Annotated in this window: 15 protein-coding genes and 1 tRNA gene; 11 read left to right on the forward strand and 5 right to left on the reverse strand. The window is 58.6% G+C overall.

Annotation, left to right across the window (positions count from 1 at the left end; translation table 11 throughout):
* A partial coding sequence (locus ABIZ35_RS15695; protein ID WP_348220864.1) for a hypothetical protein occupies nt 1-310 on the forward strand: 310 nt, incomplete at its 5' end.
* Nucleotides 311-349: 39 nt separating this feature from the next.
* Here the strand turns inward: ABIZ35_RS15695 and ABIZ35_RS15700 are convergent.
* The 3 genes from ABIZ35_RS15700 to ABIZ35_RS15710 form a co-directional block, all read right to left on the reverse strand.
* Nucleotides 350-1759, reverse strand: a complete 1410-nt coding sequence (locus ABIZ35_RS15700) for a hypothetical protein (protein WP_348220865.1) — start codon at nt 1757-1759, stop codon at nt 350-352.
* Between the two features lie 390 nt (nt 1760-2149).
* Nucleotides 2150-2386, reverse strand: coding sequence for a hypothetical protein (locus tag ABIZ35_RS15705; RefSeq protein ID WP_348220866.1), 237 nt, complete (start codon nt 2384-2386; stop codon nt 2150-2152).
* A 2108-nt stretch (nt 2387-4494) separates the two neighbouring features.
* Nucleotides 4495-4571: transfer RNA gene (locus tag ABIZ35_RS15710), tRNA-Met, on the reverse strand.
* Nucleotides 4572-4858: 287 nt separating this feature from the next.
* On the opposite strand from ABIZ35_RS15710, the gene queA reads away from it, so the two are divergent.
* The 3 genes from queA to ABIZ35_RS15725 are packed head-to-tail and all read left to right on the forward strand — an operon-like array spanning nt 4859 to nt 7618.
* Nucleotides 4859-5926 carry a tRNA preQ1(34) S-adenosylmethionine ribosyltransferase-isomerase QueA gene (gene queA, locus ABIZ35_RS15715; protein WP_348220867.1) on the forward strand — a complete coding sequence of 356 codons (1068 nt, stop codon included), beginning with the start codon at nt 4859-4861 and terminating at the stop codon, nt 5924-5926.
* Between the two features lie 29 nt (nt 5927-5955).
* Entirely contained in the window at nt 5956-6417 is a 462-nt protein-coding gene (locus ABIZ35_RS15720) for a helix-turn-helix domain-containing protein (RefSeq protein ID WP_348220868.1), read from the forward strand.
* 10 nt (nt 6418-6427) lie between these two features.
* Entirely contained in the window at nt 6428-7618 is a 1191-nt protein-coding gene (locus ABIZ35_RS15725) for a glycosyltransferase family 4 protein (protein ID WP_348220869.1), read from the forward strand.
* A gap of 258 nt (nt 7619-7876) precedes the next feature.
* Here ABIZ35_RS15725 and rpoN read toward each other — a convergent pair whose 3' ends face one another.
* Both rpoN and ABIZ35_RS15735 read right to left on the reverse strand, forming a co-directional pair.
* Nucleotides 7877-9436, reverse strand: coding sequence for an RNA polymerase factor sigma-54 (gene rpoN / locus ABIZ35_RS15730; RefSeq protein ID WP_348220870.1), 1560 nt, complete (start codon nt 9434-9436; stop codon nt 7877-7879).
* 73 nt (nt 9437-9509) lie between these two features.
* Nucleotides 9510-10448 (reverse strand): UDP-glucuronic acid decarboxylase family protein, encoded by a 939-nt coding sequence (locus ABIZ35_RS15735; RefSeq protein ID WP_348220871.1) that lies wholly within the window; start codon nt 10446-10448, stop codon nt 9510-9512.
* 245 nt (nt 10449-10693) lie between these two features.
* Here ABIZ35_RS15735 and ABIZ35_RS15740 point away from each other — a divergent pair, with 245 nt between their 5' ends.
* The 7 genes from ABIZ35_RS15740 to ABIZ35_RS15770 all read left to right on the forward strand — a co-directional run.
* A complete protein-coding gene (locus ABIZ35_RS15740) occupies nt 10694-11242 on the forward strand; it encodes a hypothetical protein (protein WP_348220872.1) in 549 nt (182 codons plus the stop codon).
* Nucleotides 11243-11273: 31 nt separating this feature from the next.
* Nucleotides 11274-11813, forward strand: coding sequence for a hypothetical protein (locus tag ABIZ35_RS15745; protein WP_348220873.1), 540 nt, complete (start codon nt 11274-11276; stop codon nt 11811-11813).
* A gap of 16 nt (nt 11814-11829) precedes the next feature.
* Nucleotides 11830-12630 carry an LPS export ABC transporter ATP-binding protein gene (lptB, locus tag ABIZ35_RS15750; protein ID WP_348220874.1) on the forward strand — a complete coding sequence of 267 codons (801 nt, stop codon included), beginning with the start codon at nt 11830-11832 and terminating at the stop codon, nt 12628-12630.
* Nucleotides 12617-13729 (forward strand): LptF/LptG family permease, encoded by a 1113-nt coding sequence (locus ABIZ35_RS15755; protein WP_348220875.1) that lies wholly within the window; start codon nt 12617-12619, stop codon nt 13727-13729. The genes lptB and ABIZ35_RS15755 overlap by 14 nt, the downstream gene beginning before the upstream one ends.
* 6 nt (nt 13730-13735) lie before the next feature.
* A complete protein-coding gene (locus ABIZ35_RS15760; RefSeq protein ID WP_348220876.1) occupies nt 13736-15178 on the forward strand; it encodes a DUF3084 domain-containing protein in 1443 nt (480 codons plus the stop codon).
* Nucleotides 15175-15609 carry a pre-16S rRNA-processing nuclease YqgF gene (locus tag ABIZ35_RS15765; RefSeq protein ID WP_348220877.1) on the forward strand — a complete coding sequence of 145 codons (435 nt, stop codon included), beginning with the start codon at nt 15175-15177 and terminating at the stop codon, nt 15607-15609. The genes ABIZ35_RS15760 and ABIZ35_RS15765 overlap by 4 nt, the downstream gene beginning before the upstream one ends.
* A 383-nt stretch (nt 15610-15992) precedes the next feature.
* Nucleotides 15993-17643 (forward strand): S-layer homology domain-containing protein (locus ABIZ35_RS15770; RefSeq protein WP_348220878.1); only part of this gene is annotated, 1651 nt, incomplete at its 3' end.

Raw genomic sequence — 17643 nt, forward strand, 5'->3', positions numbered from 1 at the left:
AGCCGCCGTTGATTTGTCGCAGGAGAGCAAGCCGTCGAGCTTCAGCCGCCTGATAATCAGCGATGCCCTGTTGTTGGCGCGCATTGGCTTCCCGCCTGGCTACGACGACTTGAGCATTATCCCAAGCCGCCGCGCGACTGCGCCATCGGAATTGAGAATACCAAACCCACCATCGGCTTGGCGCGCGTTCACCTGCCCCCCGGATGCCCCCCGAATGCCCCTGAAATGCTTTATCGACAGACCTGGAGGATGGTGGCAGGTTCAGGTACGTGCAGAACCCGACCCAAGCGCGATCCGTTTCACCGGGTAGCCTATCCCATGGCAAGTTATCGTCCGGCATGATGCCCCCCTATCCGCCGAAGGCGAAGCGTTTCTTAATCGCTTCACTCCGTTCCGCTTCGATCTGTAGCCGTCGCGACCGGGATTGGCTTGCCCAAGCCCTGTGGGTATGCACGGTCGCTTCAATCTCGCCTTGATCCATTCGTGCTTGGGATAGCTCTTCGGTCGCTTCGGCGACGGCTTGTGCGAGATTGGCAAGCCGCCCAGCACTTGAGCCAAGCCGCTCCGATGCTTTTTCGGCTATGCAGGTGTACAAATCCTCACGTCGCGCTAAGAGTACGATTTCAGCGACGACGATCTCACTGCCAATTGTCTGGCGGCGCATCTCCAAACGCGTCAAAGCCGACACATCGCCGTCACGAAGCGCTTCCGACGCCTGCGCAGGTAGGGCGCTCCGTTCAGCCACAAGCGCCGTGTGCGCGGCTTCAGCGGCAGATACAGCGACCTTCATTTTTTCGAGTTCGTGATCGTCAGCATCGCCACTTACCGCCAGCGGCAAAGGCGCGGTGTCCGGCGCTGTACCGATGCCGGGGTTCGATTTCACAAATTCCGATAACGCCAATCTCGCCGCCGATAGCGATTTTTGCGCAGAAGCAACCTCGCCGCCGATATTACGCTCGCGAACCTGAAGCCGAGCCATCGCCACCGTGTCGCCAGCGTCAGCGGCCTCGCGTCGGTAAGCCGGAAGGTTTAAGCGTTCAAGCTCTAAGTTGTTGAACGCGCCCTCAGCGACGCGGACGGCCTCGACAAGTTTCACTAAGTCGGTTTCCGGCGGCGTCGGTACGGGTGGGGGTGGGATCGTCGGCGTCGGTGCGGGAGCGCCCTGACGCTCCCTGTCTGCGATGGCCGCCGCGCGGATATCGTCTTGATCTTGGACCGTGGCTGTCTTGATCGTCGTCATTTCATTTTCCTTTGTTTGTATTGCGTTAGTTGCTATTAACACAGGTATTTTATATTCGTCAAACGACCGCGCGAAATTTACGGGTGCGTTAAACCGCTTGGATCGCGTCAGGCGGCGAAACCGGGGCGGGAGTTGCCAATCCTGCCATGGCTTGCCGCTTGCGATGGCGGAATATGCGGCCCATCCCGGTGCATCGTGACAGAGCGCAAGATGAACAAACGCCAAACTGTTTTCTCCCCGGTAACGATCACGCGGGGACATGCCCAACAGCCTCGATAGCTCCCGGTTGAGCGCGATGTGCATCCGTCGTCGGATCGACTTCAGCGGCGGGATTTTTCCGCCATCAACAGAACTTACCGCCATCGTCAGATGAAGGTGAACCGCGCCGCGACTCGCGTCGCGTCCGTGTACATGCACCGCCTCAAAAAATTCAATCGCCAGAGAAGGCCATTCCTTGACGACCTGACCGGCCCATCGCCGACCGCCCCGGCGGGGGCGTCGTAAATCTGAAACCATCAAGGCCCGTGCTCGTTTGAGCGTCGAAGCCGCCGCGCCAATCGCGAAATGGCCTGCCCGAACAGTGAGCGTCGCAGACAGCCAGACCTCACCAGGGCTAGACTGAGCGGCCCGACGCCGAACCTGATCTACGGCCTTCAGCGCTAACCTACGTCCACAGACCGGACAACGTGGCATCCCACAGGCCACCGGCTGAAAGTATCCGTCAGGAAGAGGCCGAAACCGTGGACTTGGACAATCCCAAAGTTTTACGGCATCTGTCTGATAAGAAACAAGTACGCGGCCCCGGTGTTCCGGTTGAACGCCGACCGCCAAATTGGGTACAATCTGCATAAGGAATGGCATCCTCTCTTGGCCGGGGCGGTGCGTTCAACACCACCCCGGCACCTCCGTCTATCCAACAAATTTCCAAAAAACCGACTTCCAAGCCATTGGGCTTTCCGGCTTGTGGATGATGAATTTCATCGCGGCGTCCGTACCATGTCCAAAGCACTGATCCGGTGTATCCTCCAAGCGCTCCGCGATCCGACGTAGGATTTCCGTCGCCTGCCCAACCCTACGAACCGCCTCATCGTGGCTCACAGAAGCCTCAGACGGCTTCAGCGTGATTACTTGTGGTATTCGTCCCATCGCTACCTCCCAGCGCCAGCACGACCGCCTGACGGATAAAAGATGACCGGCTTCGATCTGACGCACGCGCCGCCGCGTCGATACGTTTCGTGAGGTCTACCGGCAAGGTGACACTTACCGAACGAACATCTGATCCTGTATTTTTCTGGCTTTCCTGCTTCATTATTAATAACCCCCTAACAAGAATAGCACAGTTAAAAAAAGTTTGTCAAGCGCATTTTTAAACACTTGTTGATAGTTAATGCAAGTGTATTATTTATGTCAAACACCAGAATAATTCTAGCTAGTTAGTAGACATCTGTACTTGACAAAGACGGCAATACCCCTTATAATAGAGTTGCAGGAGGGGGAACAATGGAACACATTTTTGAAACTGTTGTGGTTCGGCGATACCGTGCGGTACCGCATATTTGCCCGCAGTGCGGATCGTCATTTGTTGGAGCGACGGCGGCCCGCTATTGCTCTGTGACGTGCAAATCACGGGCGGCTTGGGGACGCGGCGCTGAAGGGTACAACGAGGCGCGACGGGCGCGCAGGGCGGCAGGGAAGGGGATTGCAAACGATGGCTCGTAAGATGATGGCTACAGGTTCGCTCCGGGTGGCTTCATACAGCCGCGTCAGCAGTGACGAACAGGCATCGAAGGAATACGCATCGACGGAGGTACAGGACCATCTCACCCGTGTTTATATTGAGCGGGAGGGACATACCTTCGCCGGTTCGTACAGCGACGCAGGCCGAACCGGAACTTCCTTATCCCGGCCCGGTTTCAAGAAGCTACTCGCCGACGCCCAATCCGGAATGTTCGACGCCGTAGCCGTCACGTATACATCCCGACTTGGCCGAGGCCGCGCTTTTACTTGGGCGGAATACGAATTAAAGAAGGTCAATGTCCGAGTGATTACGACCGAGCAATCATTCTCCGATGACTTTGCGGGAGAGCTTCAACAGGATACCGAGCTATTCATCGAAGGTCTTTTTCCCAAACTGATTTCACGCGCCACAAAGACGAAACAGGGGCAGATGGTCGAAAACGGGTTTTTCACCGGCGGCTATGTGCCATTTGGATACCGAACGGTTGAAGCGCATGAGGCAGGCCGCGCCATTGGGAAGAACCCGCCTCGTAGGCTTGAACCTGATCCTGACCGCGCGCCGTTCATCCTACGCGCCTTCGAGATGTTCCGCGATAGCGGTTCATACTCGCAGGTTCAAACCTATCTGAACGCTGTGACTGACCGGGTATGGTCATTAAACACCACCATGAACATGCTTGGGAATGAAACCTATACCGGCGTCTTAACCTTCGGCGTACATCGGAATGAAGCGGGGCATCCGGCCATTGTGGATCGTCCATCGTGGGCGGCTGTGCAGGATATACGAGCCAGCCGCCCACGATCTGCACGGCGTAATCGAGATGAAGAGACTTCACCGTATTACCTTCGGGGGAAAGTTTACTGCGTGACTTGTGGTACTCGGCTCACCCCGGCGGGACACCATGGCGCACGATCTTCCGTAAGATATTACGAATGCCTTTGCTCCACTCGCCGAACAAAAATCTGCCCCGTCAAGCGAGTGAACGCGGCCAGCTTGCATGAGACTGTCTTGAAGGAGATACGCCGCGCCGCCACAAGTACCACCCGCGCCTCAGAAATCATCAGAGAGGCCGCGAAGATGGTTCCCACTACCGAACGCCTAGACGACCAACAGAAGGCCGTAGCGCGTCGTTTACGAGATGTACAGAAAAAGCACCGCGCCGTCATGACCGCCATCGAAGGGGGCGGGGCCGGGGTGCGCTCTCTGATTGGACGCCTTCAGGAATTGGAGACAGAGCAGGATACGTTGGTTCAGGAACAACGTCAGCTTGATGCACAGGTAGCGGAAGGCAAGCTATCCCGTCCGACCGTTGAACAGGTGCAGGCGTTGTGGGGGCGGTTCAGCGAGTTATGGGAGGTGGCGACGGAAGCCGAGCGGGAGAAGCTGATGGGGGCCATTGTGGAGCGCGTGGATATGACGGAAAAAGAACGCGGTACCTGCCGGATTGTGTTCCATGCAGATTTACCGCGTTCTTTAAGCAGTCCCACATCTAAGAATGTGTTAGTTAACTGCAACCTGGGAGCGGGGGTTGGACTTGAACCAACGACCTTCGGGTTATGAGCCCGACGAGCTACCGGACTGCTCCACCCCGCGTCATTTGCGTTTACAAGGAATAGTATACCTAACGGATGCGGCGAAGTCAACCCTTGGCGTGGGAAATGTTGGGGGCGGGTCGCCCCTGAGGGTGGGGGAGGGGAGTGGCTGGCGGTCCGTGCGTCGGGGTGAGAGTGGGGTGAGATGAGGGGTTTTTCTGTGTTTTGTTGTCTCGGATTTGTCTCTTTGGGAGTTTTTGCGGGCAGGTGGTTTGTTGAGAGATATTGGCGCTTTTTGGCGGTCAGGCCTTGACAAGAGTCCAGCCTTCCGATACAATACTTATTCACTTGAACCCTTCAAATACAACAGCTTTGGATGAGCCGCTTCGGCTCTCGGACTTCGATTACACCCTGCCTCCGGAACGTATCGCCCAGTCTCCCTTGCCCGAACGCGACAGTTCGCGGCTGCTTGTGCTGGATCGGAAGACGGGGGCGACCCAGCATCGGGTCTTTACCGATCTCCTGGAGTACTTCCGGCCCGGGGATGTGCTCGTCATCAATGACACGCGCGTGACGGCGCAGCGTTTGTTCGGGGCGCGCGTGGGTAAGCCGGACGAGCGGGTGGAGGCGTTTCTGACGCATCGCATCGCCGATGGGCTGTGGCGCGGATTGGTGCGGCCGGGGAAGAAGTTGCAGCCGGGCGTGGTCGTGGAGTTTGGCGATGGGCTGAGCGCGGAGGTTCGGGAACGGACCGATGAGCGCGGCGGGCGGATTTTGCAGTTTTCGACGGCGGATGGCGGCAATATCGAGGCGGCGATTGAGGCGCATGGCGCCGCGCCGCTCCCTCCTTATATTACGCGCGTGCTGCCGCCGGAGGAGCGCGGGCGGTACCAGACGGTATATGCGGACGAAGGCGGTTCGGCCGCCGCGCCGACGGCGGGGCTGCACTTTACGCAGGATTTATTGAGCCGTGTGCGGACGATGGGCGTGGAGATCGCGCAGGTGACGCTGCATGTGGGGCTGGGGACGTTCCGGCCCATCGAAGTGGAGCATATCGCCGATCATACGATGCACGCGGAGCGGATACAGATTACGCCGGAAGAGGCGGAGAAGATCAATGGGGCCACCGGGCGCGTGATCGCCGTGGGGACGACTTCTGCGCGGACGCTGGAGTCGGCGGCGGTGGGGCCGGGGCGCGTGGTGGCAGTGGACAAAGAAACGTCGCTGTACTGCACGCCGGGCTATAATTTTCAGGTTGTCGACGCATTGGTCACGAATTTCCATATGCCGCGCAGCACCCTCCTGGTGCTGGTGAGCGCGTTCGCCGGACGCGAGGCGATCTTCGCCGCGTACGGGGAAGCGCTTGCGCGGGAATATCGGTTCCTGTCCTTCGGCGACGCCATGTTTATTCATTAAAGAGAACTTTTCAAAGGAGAACGGTAACATTGCCGGACTTGCAGGATTGGCATAAACGCATCGAGCTTGAGGCCAAGGCCACCGAGCGCACGCTGGCGAACTTACGCGGCGGCACAGACACGGAGGAGCGGCCGAGCGGCGCCCCGGCGATCGTCGCCGAGCATGCAGCTCGTGTCGCCGCGGTCAAGGCGGCCACGACGACGCCGGCGGAGCATCGGGAAAGCGCCGCCGTCGCGAACCGCCGCGCGCGTGGCCCACGTAAAGAAGAGACGCGTGAGGAACTGCTCTCGCGGCTTTTGGACCCAACCCTGACTCTGGAAGAGACCGCGCGGATGCTGGAAGTATGCCCCACTACTGTTCGTCGGTACACTAATCGTGGTATACTGCCGCACGAGCGTTCGCAGGGGAACCAGCGCCGGTTCAAACTTTCCAGCGTGCTCGCCTTTATGGAATCACAGGCGCGGGTCGGTCCCAAAGTCGGCGAGGAATAACAAAACACCCATGCGCGTAGGCGTCTTTTCGGAAAGCTATCAGCCCCTCATCAATGGCGTGACCACCTCGGTCAACACCCTTGTTGCGGAGCTTGAACGCGCGGGCCACTCCGTTTATATCTTTACATCCCGGTTTCCGAACTACACCGACGAACGCGAGGGCGTTTTTCGCTTTCCATCGATCAATTCGATGGTCGAGCCGGATTACGTGCTGCCGATCCCGATTTCGCCCAGCATCCAGTCCAGCATCGCTCGCTTGAAGCTGGACATCGTGCACTCTCAGTCCCCATTTTTACTGGGGGTGCTTGCGGGGCGTGTCGCGCGCCGCTACGGCATCCCGCACGTTTCCACCAACCACACACTCTATTCCGAATACACGCACTATGTGCCCGTCGCGCCCAAGGCCTGGACCGGCGCCGTGCTGTCGCGCTGGATGCAGTGGTTTTATAACTCCTGCGACCAGGTGATTGCGCCGTCGGAGATGACGAAGCGGGTGCTGCTCACGGAATATCACGTTGAGCGGCCGATCACCGTCGTGCCCACAGGCATTCCGGAGCCGCCCTACGTACTGGCGTCGGAGGAAGAAACACGCCGCAGCCTGGGAGTGCCGCCGGAAGCGCGTGTCCTCTTGTATGTCGGCCGTCTCGCGCCCGAGAAGAACCTTCCCATGCTGCTCGACGCCTTCGCGCGGATCGCCGAGCGTGAGCCCAGCGCAGTGCTTGTGCTCGCCGGCTCCGGCAAGAGCGCCGAATCTCTGCGCGCCCATACCCACACCCTGGGGCTTTCCGATCGCGTCATCTTCACGGGGTTTCTGAGCCGCACAAAACTCGACCCACTTTATCTGCTCGCCGAAGTCTTCGTCTTCCCATCCAAGACCGAGACGCAGGGCCTCGCCATCGGCGAAGCCCTCGCCGCCGGAACCCCCTGCGTGATTGTAAACGCCGGCGGCGCCCCGGAATCGATCCATGACGGCGATGATGGTTTCTTAGTGGAAGACGATGCGAAGGAAATGGCCGACCGCGTGCTTTCTCTGCTTGCCAACGAGCTCCTGAGAAAACAGATGTCCGAACGAGGCCGGGTCAACGCCCGCGAACTGCGCCCGGAGCGCGTCGCCCAGCGCATCATCCAGGTCTATGAAAACCTGCTGGGAACGCCGCGAACGCCGACAGAAGAGGACGAGACGCGGGAAGAGACGTTGTAGCCCCATCTCCCCGCGCTTTAGCGCGCCGTCCCTCTTTCCCTGCTAAAGGCCCTTCGGGCGGGAAAGAGGGCGTTCATCATTGGGGGCCGCACGAGGGTGACGCGGTGCTGAAAGAGAAGATATCGGAGCGCGTTTCTCCATACCCCTACGACAAGATCTATGTCGGCTGTAATTACGAACGCCCCCTTTCCCGCCCGAAGGGCCTTTAGCAGGGAAAGGGGGAAGCCGAAGTTTACTTCGGCGGGGGGATGGGGTCCCTCACCGCTTCTTCCGCAGATAGGACGCCGGGATGCGCAGTTCGTCCCGGTATTTCACCACCGTGCGCCGCGCCACGCTCAATCCTCGGCGCGTCAATTCCTCCACAATCGCCTGATCGCTCAGCGGAGCGGTCGGGTTTTCCTCCGCGATCAACTGCGCGATGGCTTCCTTTGCTGTCGGCGGCGTTCCAAAGAAGATATCGAACGAGACGACTTCTTGTGAGGGAAGCTGGACAAACTTGTGCAGCAGCGCCCGGCTGATTGTCGACTCGTGCATGCTCAGCTCCTGGGCGATCTGCGTGCGCGTGAGGGGACGCAGGAACGATTTGTTGCCGGTTTCCAAAAATCCCTGCTGATGCTCGACCAGCGTAATCGCGATCCGCTGGATGGTGCGCTTGCGGCGCTGCAAATTCTTGATAAAAAGATTGGCGCGCTCGACATACGCCACGACGTGCTTTTCGTGTTCGGGCGTGAGCGTTGTCGTGGTCTTGACGCTTGCGGGCGCCTTGCGGCCGCTGCGGATCTCGTCGTATAGGCCGTTGTAGTGCGGGTTGATGTGGAGGCTGAGATTGTCTAGGCCGCTGATCTCGATCTTGAACCCCATTGCTCCGCGCAGAATGATCACGTCCGGACGGATCGGCATGCTGCCGCTGTCAGGGCGGTGGTCCCAGGGCTGGCGGAACTGCGCGGCGGGGTGGGGGGAGAGCTTCTGGCGAATGAACTCCAGCGCCTGTTCGATCTGCTCCGTGGTGGAGTCGGTGCGCCGGGCGAGCTGCGGAAAACGGCGCTGGGTGAGCAGTTCCCAGTGGTCGCGCACCACGATCTCTGCGAGCAGGTTCAGGTTCTCGGCTTCGTCCTCGTCGCGCAGATATTGCATTTGAAGCAGCAGGCACTCACGAAGATTACGCCCGCCGATGCCGGGCGGGTCGCTGGCTTGCAGCTGCAAGACGCCCGCTTCGATCTCGCGCTCCGTGGCGCGCAGCACGGCGCAGGCTTCGTCCATGTTGATCTGGAGATATCCGCGATCGTCGAGGCTGTCGACGAGAAACTCCAGGATCTGCGCTTCCTTTGGGGATTTCGCGGAAGCGCGCAGATGCGAGAGCAGCTGGTCGTGGAGCGAGGAGGGGGCCTGGGCGAGCATGATGGGGTCGAAATCCGAGGACGCCCCGTTCATCCCGTCGCCGTTTCCGGTCGTCTTGGCGAGCATGATCTCGCGGTTCGCCGGTCCGTCGTCGCCGCCGTCGTCCGTGCCCCCCATCATGAAGGTGAACTGCTCCGGCGGCGCCGATTCCCCGGCGTCGCGAGTGGTCGCAAGAGGATGGCCGGCGCGGCTGTACGGGCAATTAGAGCACTGTCCGCCCCCAGGACAAAACGCGCAGCCGCCCGTGGCCTCCAGCAGGGTGTCGGCGCCTTCCAGCGCCGGATTTTCCTGCTGCTCCTTCTCGATCAATTGAATCAGCTCCGTGTTGGTGCACTGGAGCATGGCGTTCGCATGAATAAGGTGCGGTCCGATCTTCTGGACCTGTGCTTGCCGCTGCGAATTGTCCTGGCGTAATTGCAACCTTCAGCCGCCTCATATATCTCGGCTCGGTGATTGCCTTCGGTGGACCGGTCGGCGAATCGAATGGGCCGTACTAAGCAAGTTTCGTGCGGAAGTACTCGATCGTGCTGGTCAGGCCTTCTTCCAGGGAGATTTTCGGCTCCCAGCCCAAAAGCGCTCTGGCCTTGGTAATATCGGGGTTTCGCTGCTTGGGATCATCCGCCGTCGGCAGCGGAAGATAGGTAATCTCGCTCTGGCTTCCGGTCGCCTTCAAAATTTCGTGCGCGAACTGGATCATGGTGCGCTCGACCGGGTTGCCGACATTGATCGGTCCGGACTGATCGGAGACCGACAGTTTGTAGATGCCGTCGATCAAGTCCGAGACGAAACAGAACGAGCGTGTCTGCTGGCCGTTTCCAAACACGGTCAGCGGTTCGCCGCGCAGCGCCTGGCTAATGAATGCGGGGACGACGCGGCCGTCCTTCACCCGCATACGCGGTCCGTACGTGTTGAAGATCCGCACGATTTTGGCGTCCAAATTGTACAAACGGCGGTAAGCGAAGGTGACGGCTTCAGCGTAACGCTTGGCTTCGTCGTAGACGGCGCGCGTTCCATTCGGGTTCACGTTGCCCCAGTACTCTTCGGTCTGCGGATGGACCGTGGGGTCGCCGTAAACTTCCGAGGTCGAGGCGACCAGAAACCGAGACCCCTTCGCTTTGGCGAGCTCCAGCGTGTTATGCGTGCCGACCGAACCGACCAGGAGCGTTTCGAGCGGCAGCTCCAGATAATCCACGGGGCTAGCCGGCGAGGCGAAGTGATAGATGAGATCCACAGGCCCATCGACCGTGTAGGGCTGGATGATGTCCTGTTCGATAAATTGAAAGCGCGGGTTGGAGGCCAGGTGCTCGATATTGTCCTTGTTGCCGGTGATCAGGTTATCCACCGCGACGACTTCGTAACCCTCCGCCAGCAGGCGATCGCTGAGGTGTGATCCCAGAAATCCAGCTCCGCCTGTAATAATCGCTCGCGCCATTCAGTCGCTCCTAATATTGAGAATTGCGTAATTAAACGGATGTTTGACAGTGTAACTGGAAACTATTATACTCCCTACCGTGGGCGATTGCTTCGGATGAAACTATTATCGGCTACTATTGTCTGTCTTCATGGGCGCGATAGTGACTGGGGCGCCCGGCGGGATTTCGGCGGGAACCGCGCCGGCATTGCGAAAGTCCTTGAGATATGCTAAACTTTTCGCGTTCAATTTTCGGTAACAACTCTATGATCACTCTATCCGCCGCACATCGATGGCGCTGCGGCGCACTCGCCGCCAGCGTACTATTTTGTTTCACTTCAGGCTCTTCCCTCGCCGCATCTGGCGTGGGAGTTACCGGGCAGGGCAGCCAGGTGCTGCAGCCTGACCCTAAGCGGCCGGGCAAATATTTATGGAAGCTCTGGGCGCGTGAGTTCGTTATCGAATCGCCCAGCAAAGGCGTCAGTGGAACGATGAAGGGCATTTCGGCTGTTCTGTTTCAGAACGGCGCACCCTCAGCCACAATGGCTGCGGCTCAAGCCAAGGGCAACAACGTTCAGAATATCATCGTCGCCACCGGCGGCGTCGTTGTAAAATCCCTGGTTGAACCTGGTACGATCCTGCGCGCTGATTCCGTGACCTGGTATCAGCAGAAAAATCAAGTCGTCGCGGTTGGGCACGTCTACTACAAAAACGGCAAGAGCGGGATGACGATTATTCCCAGCGGCGCCTTGACCGCGAACACGTCGCTCAAAACAGTCAGTTCCGCCGGCGGCGGGCATATCAAACTCCCTTAACCCGTGATTACATTTTGACAAAGGCACACCCTTGAATCTCACTTTTAAATCTTTCGGCGTCTGCTGCGCCCTGATCGTCGTCGCATCCACATGTCTCGCAAAGCCGGCGATGAAGCCTACCGGGCCAATTGATGTGACGTACAAACATTTTGAATACTCCCCTAAAGGCCTGCATCTGTTCGGCGGCGTGCAAATGACGTCCGCACAGTATTTCGTGAACGCGGGCGACATTCTGGTGGAGCAGGCGACTGGAAAGACCAAAAGCATGAAGCGCGCCACAGCGACGCCGCTAGCGGGCCAGCAAGTGTCGATCACGTACAAAGATGTCGAAGCCATGAAATCCATGAAGACGCTTGCCGACAGAGCTGTCATCACGCCGGAGCCCGAGCGCCCGGGAGGCGCGCGCATCGACTTGACCGGGAACGTCTTGGTGGAGATGAACGCGCAGGGCGCGCTCGACGGTCCCTCCAAGACGACACTAGAATCCGCGACGATCCTGATCGGCGACGGTCCCGATTATCCGCAAATCAAGGGCGAGCGCGGACATATGACGCTGACGCCGCAATTTTAGCAGGAGTTCCATTTTAATGCCGGTTCTCCGAGCGGAAACATTAGTCAAAGCGTATAAGAAGCGCCCTGTCGTCAACGGGGTCTCGGTGGAAATCCATCCGGGCGAGATCGTCGGACTTCTTGGACCGAACGGCGCAGGCAAAACGACATCGTTTTACATGCTGGTCGGCCTGGTCCGTCCCGACAGCGGTCGGGTGCTGCTGGACGACAAGGACATCACGCGCCTCCCCATGTATCAGCGCGCCCATCAAGGCGTCGGTTACCTCGCGCAAGAAACAAGCGTCTTTCGTAAGCTGACCGCCGCCGAGAACATCATGCTGGTTCTGGAGATGCAGCCCGGGTTGTCGTCCGCGGATCGAAAGGATCGCCTGGAGGATTTGCTGGCTAGCTTGAGCCTGACTCCGCTCCGTGATACCCCGGCGTTTGTACTGTCCGGAGGCGAAAAACGCCGTGTGGAGATCGCACGCGTTCTCGCCATGCGTCCCAATTTTATCCTTCTTGATGAGCCTTTTACAGGTGTCGACCCAATCGTGATCGAAGGTTTGCAAACGATCATCGCCGAACTGCGTGGGCAGGGAATTGGCGTGTTGATCAGCGACCACAACGTCAATGCGACGTTGGATATTACCGATCGCGCTTATATTCTCTCGGACGGTGAAGTCAAAACATCTGGCAGCGCCGAAGAACTCGCACGCGACCCGATCGCCCGCAAGTACTATCTTGGCGATAGCACGGCGGGCTATATCGAGGCCAGAGTGCAGCGTCGTGAGGCGAAAGAACAATCCGCCGGTGAGGAGCAGAGCGATGAAGCTCGTTGACAAGCTCGTTTTGAAAGACCTGCTGCCGTGGCTCTTCAACGGGATCGCGCTCTTCGCCTCGCTGTACTACGCCGGCGGACCGCTGCTGGAAGCCGGCCGCCTGATGAGCCAGGGCATTCCGTTCCGCATCGTGATTCAGATCATGGGGCTGAGCATTCCGATTGTCCTGGGGTTGACGTTTCCCATGGGAATGCTGCTGGCGGTGCTTATGGGATATGGACGTTTGTCCGGCGAAAGCGAAGCCGTGGCGCTTTACGCCGCCGGCGTTCCGTTCTCGCGTATCGCCGCGCCCGCCGCGGTTCTGGGGCTGCTTGCGACATTCTTCGGATTTCTGCTCAACGACGTTGTTGCTCTGGAAGCTGTCAAGCGTTCGGTCGATCTCCGCGCCGTCGCGCTTCATCAAGTCGATGACTTGAATAAACCGATCACGCTGGATTCCGACGTCAATGGAAACCCCGTCACGATCCATATCCATAAGGGATTCGATGTCAAGACCAAGACGGTCCGGCAGCTGACGATTACTTTCTACGACCATAACGGCGCGGTCACATCCGTTTACCATGCCGTGTCCGCGAGGCCGGAGGGTGGGATAGACAGCAAGTCCTGGTGGCTCTACAAGGCGGATTTTGTAAAATTAGGAGAGAGTCCATCGTTTGGGCGCTCGGACGTCATTCACAATTATGAAATCAGCAGTATTTTGGATAAAAACCAGGAGCGGTTCGATCTCAAAACCTTTGCGGACACTCATAATTTCTTTCAGCTGCATGAAAAAGTGGGGGAGTTAATCAAGAGCGGACAGGGCGATAATGAGGATGTTCGCAAAGCGGAAGTCAGCTTGTGGTCCAAGCTGGCGCTGCCGGGGGCATGCTTCGTGTTCGCTTTGATCGGAGCGCCTCTGGGCTTGCGCCCGCAGAGAAGCTCGAAGATGTCCGGGTGGCCCCCCGCAATTTTGATCATCTTCGGCTATTATGTTGTGTATACCGTAATGAGCAGCGTGGCGCAGGGTGGGGGATGTCCGCCCGCGCTCGCAGTGTTCCTGCCGGATATTCTCTGTTTTATTATTGGTATGTTTTTAATGTTCCGGGCGTCGCGCAACTAAAATCTCATGATCGCATTGATTCTCACCACCCTCGTTCTGTTTGTTGCTGGGGGGTGCATCGCCTTGCTGGGCGACCGCCTAGGAACATACGTCGGCAAAAAGCGTATTTCGAAATTTGGCCTACGTCCGCGCCAGACAGCCATGCTTTATACGTTCTGGTCAGGGGCCATCATCGCCCTGCTGGTGACTCTGCTGTTGATTTGGCTCAACAATGACTATGCCCGCGCCATTCAAGATCGCCGCGAGCTGAAAAAGAATATCGTTACGCTGGAAAGCAACATCCGTAAGTCCCAGCAGGCGCTGGCGGACGCGGTCGCTCAGATCACCAAGGCGAACGAAGATCTGCGCAAGGCGGAAACAAGAAAGATTCAAGCTGAGCAAGCCCTGCTCGCGGCGCAAAAAAACTTGACAGCGCTGCAAAAGCATCTCACCGGAACACAGGCTAAACTCGCTGGAACGCAGGCTCAGCTCGCCGCCAGCCAATCGGCGGTCGCGGCGCGTCAGCGGGATTTGACACAGGCGCAGGCGCAGCTCACAGGCGTCAATGCCCGCCTGCGTTCGACGTCCGACAGTCTGCGCTCCACCATGGCGAACTTAAATGCGACCGTTGATGACCTCAGCACAGTACGAGTCGAAGCGAAAAAGCTAACGGTCCGCAACAAATCCCTCCGAACCGACAACGAGAAGCTTGCCGTGAAAAACAGCAAGCTCGTCGTCACGAACGAAGCGCTGATACAGCAGAACGCGACCCTGGTGACGCGGCCTTTGATTTACCGAAGCGGCGGGGAGCTGGGACGGACGACGATCGACGCCACGCAATCCCCGGAAGCGATTCAAAAAAACCTCGTTGCGTGGCTGGAAGATTTGAGCGTGCGCGCGCGAAAAGACGGCGCTGCGCTCGGTCCGAACGATCGCGCCATTGAAGTCGTCAATCCGCCTCTGGACAATCCGGAAGCCGCCAAAAGCACGGGAGAAGAGATTGTCCGTACGATCGTCGATGCAATTTCCAAAGATCGTTTCCAGCATCCGAGTGTGGCCGTGATCGCTCGGGCAAAATATAATACGGCTATTGGGGAGCAGGTTCGGGTATACCTTTATCCTTATCAAAATGTCGTTGTCTTCCGAGCGGAGCAGGTTATCAAGAGTACGATTATTGACGGGACGCAGAATGAAGATGTGATTTTGAGAGCGCTGCAAAGCTTCCTCACCAACACAGTACAGCCATATGCGATCGACGAGGGAGTTATCAAGAAGATCGATCCCAAAACGGGAGAGGTGACTGCTGGTCAAGTTGTCAGCAGTTGGGTGGATGTCGTCAAAGAAATCCGCGCAGTCGGCGCGCAGGCGCATGTTGACGCCATCGCCGAATCGGATACAACCAGTGTTCAGCCGCTGCGGCTGCGTCTCGTAGTGTCCCCGAATGGGGCGTCCCCGGCGGCGCCGCGATGACCGAAGACGTGACGCGAGAGACTGTGCTTTCCATCGATCCGGGCCGGGCGAAATGTGGCGTGGCGGTGGTCGAGGGGCCTTCGCCGGTCGCCATCAAGCGCAAGCAAGTGACGGACACGCTGAAATTAGTTCAAGAAGTTTTGATTCTTCGGGAACAATTTCCAGCCGTCAGTCGTTTAATCATCGGTGACGGCACGGGAGGCGCGACTTTAAGACGCGCTTTGGCTGCCGCCATCAAGGATCTTCCCATCGAAGTCGTCGATGAATACTGTACGTCGCAGCGGGCTCGTGAGCGGTTTATCCGCGAAGTGCGCCCTGTGGGCTGGCTCCGGCTGGTTCCCAAAACCCTGCGTACGCCGCATTTGCCGTACGACGATTACGTCGCCGTTATTCTCGCGGAAGACTACTTTTTGAGAAAAATGTGTGAATAATAAAAAAGTTGGGAAGATTATGGCGAAATCCTGAAACAAATGGATTTCACGATTGTCTGAACTGATGTCAACGAAAACGAGACAGAGCGCGACAGACCTAACAAGGCTATCCCACTACCGGCAACGGCAGTGATAGTATAGACATCCGGGAAGGCTTTCAGAGCGGAAACGACCGGACGGAACGGAAGAGCGGACGCAAGCAGCGCAACCTGCTTCATGAAGAGACTGTACGCTGGACAAGGTAACAAGGCCACTTGCCGGACGATAGTATCTTTGGAAAAGCTTGGATTGCAATATAAGCGAACGCTGTGAAGTGAAGTCGGTACGAACGCGACGGAAAATTTCTTGGATGTGCAGAAAAAACATCTAGGAGACAGTTCAGAATGAAGAAATCCCTGACATTGCTGGCCGGCGCCAGCATGCTTGTACTGGGCGTTCCCGCCATTTCCATGGCGCAAACGTCCACCGCGAGCGGCCCCTTCGCCGACGTCCCGGCGGATCACTGGGCTTACCAGTCCGTCGAGAACCTGCAGAACGCGGGTATCGTGATCGGCTATCCCGACGGCACCTATGGCGGCAAGCGCGCCATGACTCGCTACGAGTTCGCGGTTGCGATCGCTCGCCTTCTCCCCCTGCTCAACAAGGACAACAACTTCGCGACCAAGGACGACCTCGCCGCTCTGCGCGCCGAAGTCGAGAACAAGCTTCAGGCCAACGCCGCTGCGCTGGAAGATCTGAAGAAGCTCGTGAACGAGTTCCAGAGCGAACTCCAGGCCCTCGGCCAGGACGTCACCGCAATCAAGGCGCGCCTGTCGTCCCTTGAGGACCGTGTCGCCGCTGTCGAGGAAGAGCAGCGCCGCATCAAGTTCAACGGCGCCCTCAACTTCATCGTCGAAGGCACCAACCAGGGTCATGGCACCAACGCGCCCTTCCGTGACAAGAACGGCCGTCTGGACTCCACGGGCGGCGTTCAGCCGAAGATCACCGAGAACATCGATGTCTACCATGACTTCGTTCTCGCGATCAAGGGCAAGCTGAGCGACACCGCGACCGCGAACGTCAAGCTGGACTTCGGCAACTACCTGAGCGCGATCGGCAACGTCGCTACTCCGGGCTACGCGGCCGGCGGCATTGGCTTCGGCGGCACCGGCGGCGGTGGCTTCGGCTTCAACCAGGCTCCTGGCACGCTGACCGCAGCGAACCAGTACGCTACTGTTTGGGAAGCTTACCTCTCGACTCCGGTCGACCTGGGCCCTCTGGGCGGCGCTGATATCAAGATCGGCCGCTTCGGACAGCAGTACACCAAGTACACCCTCAAGCAGGTTGACGGCGACGTTTACACCTCCCTGTACCAGACGGACAGCGGAAACATCATCACGGATGGTGGATCTGTTGACCTGAAGCTGGGACCGGCCAAGGTCAACGCGTTCGCTGGCAAGTACACCGCGATCCCGTTCTCGCAGCCCTACGGCGGCTCTGCCGCTGTCGGCGGCCAGTTCCGTCCTTCCGGCCTGATCGCCGCCAACAAGGCGCAGGCGTTCACCCAGGGTGCTGGCGTTCGCGCCACCTTCGGCGCTCCTGAGGGCGGCGTCCTCGGCTTCACGGTCGAGCAGTTCGGCACCGCCGGCTTCGGCACTGCGGTGGACAACGGCAAGGCATACGATCGCCTCTCCGTCTACGGCGCTGACTTCAATGGCGCTCTGCCGTTCTTCGGCGGCAACGGCCTGCTTCTGGACGCGAACTACACCGTATCGGCCGAAGGCCGCGGCGGCAAGTTCAACAACGTGAGCAAGGGCTGGCGCAACACGTCCATGGACACCCAGATCGGCGCGACATTCGGCGCGTTCACCGTCAAGGGCGGCTACCAGTACGTTGGACCTGAGTTCACGGCTCCCGGCTACTGGGGCAAGGTTGGCAGCTGGTCGAACCCGACCAACGTTCAGGGCGGCGTCGCTTCCTTGAAGTACGCCTTCAGCCCGGCTCTGACCCTGAATGCGGACTATGAGGGATACAAGGCGGCTTACGGCCGAACCG

Origin of the sequence: Capsulimonas sp. (assembly GCF_039929585.1) — a bacterium.
Taxonomy (GTDB): domain Bacteria; phylum Armatimonadota; class Armatimonadia; order Armatimonadales; family Capsulimonadaceae; genus Capsulimonas.

Excerpts from the sequence above, each read along its gene's own strand:
- ABIZ35_RS15755 (WP_348220875.1), top strand. The coding sequence starts at position 12,617 with ATGAAGCTCGTTGACAAGCTCGTTTTGAAAGACCTGCTGCCGTGGCTC.
- ABIZ35_RS15740 (WP_348220872.1), top strand. The coding sequence starts at position 10,694 with ATGATCACTCTATCCGCCGCACATCGATGGCGCTGCGGCGCACTCGCC.
- lptB (WP_348220874.1), top strand. The coding sequence starts at position 11,830 with ATGCCGGTTCTCCGAGCGGAAACATTAGTCAAAGCGTATAAGAAGCGC.
- ABIZ35_RS15735 (WP_348220871.1), bottom strand. The coding sequence starts at position 10,448 with ATGGCGCGAGCGATTATTACAGGCGGAGCTGGATTTCTGGGATCACAC.
- ABIZ35_RS15705 (WP_348220866.1), bottom strand. The coding sequence starts at position 2,386 with ATGGGACGAATACCACAAGTAATCACGCTGAAGCCGTCTGAGGCTTCT.
- ABIZ35_RS15765 (WP_348220877.1), top strand. The coding sequence starts at position 15,175 with ATGACCGAAGACGTGACGCGAGAGACTGTGCTTTCCATCGATCCGGGC.
- ABIZ35_RS15725 (WP_348220869.1), top strand. The coding sequence starts at position 6,428 with ATGCGCGTAGGCGTCTTTTCGGAAAGCTATCAGCCCCTCATCAATGGC.
- ABIZ35_RS15760 (WP_348220876.1), top strand. The coding sequence starts at position 13,736 with ATGATCGCATTGATTCTCACCACCCTCGTTCTGTTTGTTGCTGGGGGG.